The organism is Hydrogenophaga sp. GW456-12-10-14-TSB4 (genome assembly GCF_059424305.1).
On the sequence record NZ_JBWKZH010000130.1, the window covers coordinates 1 to 3707 of the forward strand.

At 65.8% G+C, this 3707-nt stretch carries 4 protein-coding genes; all 4 read left to right on the forward strand.

Annotated elements, in window-relative coordinates; genetic code table 11:
• Positions 1–75: ABC transporter ATP-binding protein C-terminal domain-containing protein (locus AC07ZS_RS29550; protein WP_444691490.1), on the forward strand; the 75-nt coding region annotated here is incomplete at its 5' end.
• 14 nt (positions 76–89) lie between these two features.
• Positions 90–1019 carry a branched-chain amino acid ABC transporter permease gene (locus AC07ZS_RS29555; RefSeq protein ID WP_494801990.1) on the forward strand — a complete coding sequence of 310 codons (930 nt, stop codon included), beginning with the start codon at positions 90–92 and terminating at the stop codon, positions 1017–1019.
• 11 nt (positions 1020–1030) lie between these two features.
• Positions 1031–2107, forward strand: coding sequence for a branched-chain amino acid ABC transporter permease (locus AC07ZS_RS29560; protein ID WP_494801991.1), 1077 nt, complete (start codon positions 1031–1033; stop codon positions 2105–2107).
• Positions 2108–2164: 57 nt separating this feature from the next.
• Positions 2165–3490, forward strand: coding sequence for an ABC transporter substrate-binding protein (locus AC07ZS_RS29565; protein ID WP_494801992.1), 1326 nt, complete (start codon positions 2165–2167; stop codon positions 3488–3490).
• Positions 3491–3707 lie beyond the last annotated feature (217 nt).

Genomic DNA, 3707 nt, shown 5'->3' on the forward strand with positions numbered 1-3707 from the left:
ATCGGCGACGGCACCCCCGAGGAAGTCCGACGCAACGAGGAGGTCATCAGCGCCTACCTCGGCACGAGTCACTGAACGAGACACACACCATGGCTTTCTTTCTAGAGACTTTGTTCGGCGGCCTGATGGTGGGCATGCTGTATTCCCTGGTCGCCCTGGGCTTCGTGCTGATCTTCAAGGCCTCGGGCGTCTTCAACTTCGCGCAGGGTGCGATGGTGCTGTTCGCCGCCCTGGCCATGGCCCGCTTCTCGGAATGGATTCCGATGTGGCTGGGCATCGAGAACAAGTGGGTCGGCAACATCGCGGCCTTCGTGGCGGCCGGCGCGCTCATGTTCGTCATGGCCTGGCTGATCGAGCGGCTGGTGCTGCGCCACCTGGTCAACCAGGAGGCCGCCACCCTGCTCATGGCCACGCTGGGCATCACCTACTTCATCGACGGCCTGGGCCAGAGCCTGTTCGGCAGCAACATCTACAAGATCGACATCGGCATGCCCAAGGACCCGGTGTTCGTGCTGGACTCGGTGTTCCAGGGCGGCCTGCTGCTCAACCAGGAAGACGTCATCGCCGCGGCCATCGCCGCTGCGATGGTGATCGCGCTCAGCCTGTTCTTCCAGAAGACGGCCACCGGCCGCGCGCTGCGCGCGGTGGCCGACGACCACCAGGCCGCGCAGTCCATCGGCATCCCGCTCAACCGCATCTGGGTCATCGTCTGGTGGGTGGCCGGTCTGGTGGCGCTGGTGGCGGGAATCATCTGGGGGTCCAAGCTGGGCGTGCAGTTCTCGCTCACCACGGTGGCGTTGCGCGCCTTGCCGGTGGTGATCCTGGGCGGCCTCACCTCGGTGCCTGGCGCCATCATCGGCGGGCTGATCATCGGCGTGGGCGAGAAGCTCTCCGAGGTCTACCTCGGGCCGTTCGTGGGCGGCGGCATCGAGATCTGGTTTGCCTATGTGCTGGCGCTGGTGTTCCTGCTGTTCCGGCCTCAAGGCCTGTTCGGCGAAAAGATCATTGACCGAGTCTGAGAAAGCCCGACATGTTCTATCGTGAAAACGGTCAGTTCAAGACCACCTACCGCGCCGACCAGCAGATCTTCCCGATCACCCAGGACCGACGGATGGTCTGGGCCTTCATCGCCTTCGCCTTCATCGCGGTCCCATTGCTCGCCGACGAGTACCTGTTGCGCGCCATCCTGATCCCCTTCCTGATCATGTCGCTGGCGGCGCTGGGTGTGAACATCCTGGTGGGTTACTGCGGCCAGATCTCGCTGGGCTCGGGGGCCTTCATGGCCGTGGGGGCCTACGGCGCCTACAACTTCTTCGTGCGCGTGCCCGGCATGCCGCTGATCCCCGCGCTGATCCTGGGCGGCCTGTGCGCCACCTTCTTCGGCATCCTCTTCGGCCTGCCCAGCCTGCGCGTGCGCGGCCTGTACCTGGCCGTGGCCACGCTGGCGGCGCAGTTCTTCGCCGACTGGATGTTCCTGCGCATCAAGTGGTTCACACTGGACACGCCTTCGGGCTCGGTGTCGGTTTCCAACCTGCAGGTGTTCGGCTTCTCGCTGGAGAGCGCCGCCGGCAAGTACCTGTTCTGCCTGGCGGTGCTGGTGGTGATCGCGCTGCTGGCCAAGAACCTGGTGCGCAGCGCCATCGGCCGCGAGTGGATGGCGATCCGCGACATGGACGTGGCCGCCGCCGTGATCGGCATCCGCCCGATGTACGCCAAGCTCAGCGCCTTCGCCGTCAGCAGCTTCATCATCGGCGTGGCCGGCGCGCTCTGGGCCTTCGTTCACCTCAGCGCCTGGGAGCCGGCGGCGTTTTCCGTGGACGTGTCCTTCCGCCTGCTGTTCATGGTGATCATCGGCGGCCTGGGCTCCATCGTGGGCAGCTTCTTCGGCGCGGCCTTCATCGTCGTGCTGCCGATCTTTCTCAATCAGGTCCTCCCCGCCGCCGGGGCGCTCGTGGGCATCGAGATCTCCACGGTCGCGGTCTCGCACGCGGAGTTCATGGTCTTCGGGGCCCTGATCGTCTGGTTCCTGATCGTCGAGCCCCACGGGCTCGGCAAGCTCTGGTCACTCGGAAAACAAAAGTTGAGGATCTGGCCGTTTCCTCACTGACAGCCTGGGAGGTTTTGAATCCGGCCACGAGGCACCCCACCACCATCTGGAGACAACATGAAGAAGACCTGCGCGATTTTCGCGACGGTGTTGGCCTTGCTCGCCCCGAGCATGACGACCACCGCCATTGCCCAAGAAAAACAACAGTATTTCCCTCTGCTCACCTTCCGCACCGGCCCGTATGCGCCCAGCGGATCGCCCTGGGCGAACGGCTTTGTCGACTACTTCAAGCTCGCCAACCTCAAGGGGGGCATCAACGGCGTTCGCATCGCCTGGGAAGAGTGCGAGACGGCCTATGCCACCGACCGGGGCGTCGAGTGCTACGAGCGCATGAAGGGGAAGAACGGCGGCGCGACGGTCTTCCAGACCATGTCCACCGGCATCACGCTGGCTTTGACGGAACGCGGCATGACCGACGGCATTCCCATTCTGACGCCGGCCTATGGCCTGAGCGAGAGTGCCGACGGTGAGGTCTTCAAGTGGAGTTTCCCGATCGGGGGCAGCCATTGGGCCTCGGCCGACACACAGATCCAGTACATCGCGCAGAAGGCGGGCGGGCTGGACAAGCTCAAGGGCAAGAAGGTCACCCTGCTGTACCACGACAGCCCGTACGGCAAGGAAGCGATCCCGGTGGTGACGGCGCGCGCGAAGAAGCACGACTTCGAGTTGACCGCCATCCCGGTGTCCCATCCCGGCGTGGACCAGAAGGCCGCCTGGCTGCAGATCCGCCGCGCACGCCCGGACTTCGTGCTGCTCTGGGGTTGGGGTGTGATGAACTCCACCGCGCTGAAGGAGGCGCAGTCCACCGGCTTCCCGCGCGACCGCGTGGTGGGTGTCTGGCCCTCCGGCTCCGACTCCGATGTGCGGGAAGTGGCGGGCGCCGCCGGCTACAGCGCCGTGCTCGTGCTGCCGGGCCCGGGGTTCGATTCCGCCATTGCCAAGGAGGTGCGCGAGAAGCTGCACGACAAGGGCCAGGGTTCCGGCCCGAAGGAGGAGGTGGGCGAGGCGCTGTACATGCGCGGCCTGATGAACGCCATGGTGGCGGTGGAGGGTGTGCGCCGCGCGCAGGAGAAGTTCGGCAAGGGCCAGGTGATGACGCCCGCCCAGGCCCGGTGGGGGTATGAGAACCTGCAGATCAACGACAAGCGCCTCGCGGAGCTCGGCATTGCCGACGTGATGCAACCGCTGGCCACCACCTGCAAGGACCACATGGGCCCCTCCGCCGCGCGCGCCTACACCTGGAACGGCAGCAAGTGGGAGGTGAGCTCGGAGTGGCTGCACGCGGACCCCGCCGTGCTCAACCCCTTGATCAAGGCCGCAGGCGACAAGTACGCGGGCGAGAAGAAGCTCACGCGCCGCGCAGCCGCCGACTGCCAGGGCTGACCCACCCCCGCCGCGCTGCGCGCGACCCCCTCAAGGGGGCGACACCTGGGGCCGGCAAAGCCGGACCCTCGGTGTCACTTGAGTGGGGCACGCGCTCCGGTGGTGGTTCTTTCCCGCGGCTGGTTTTTCCAGCCGCCATCCGCAAGGCCGGCGAGCCGTGCCTTGCGAATGGTCCCCAAGGAATCGGAATCCTCATGAGCACACCCAACACCGTCCT

Bases quoted from the DNA above. Each gene is read 5' to 3' on its own strand.
- AC07ZS_RS29555 (WP_494801990.1), top strand. From the start codon at position 90: ATGGCTTTCTTTCTAGAGACTTTGTTCGGCGGCCTGATGGTGGGCATG.
- AC07ZS_RS29560 (WP_494801991.1), top strand. From the start codon at position 1,031: ATGTTCTATCGTGAAAACGGTCAGTTCAAGACCACCTACCGCGCCGAC.
- AC07ZS_RS29565 (WP_494801992.1), top strand. From the start codon at position 2,165: ATGAAGAAGACCTGCGCGATTTTCGCGACGGTGTTGGCCTTGCTCGCC.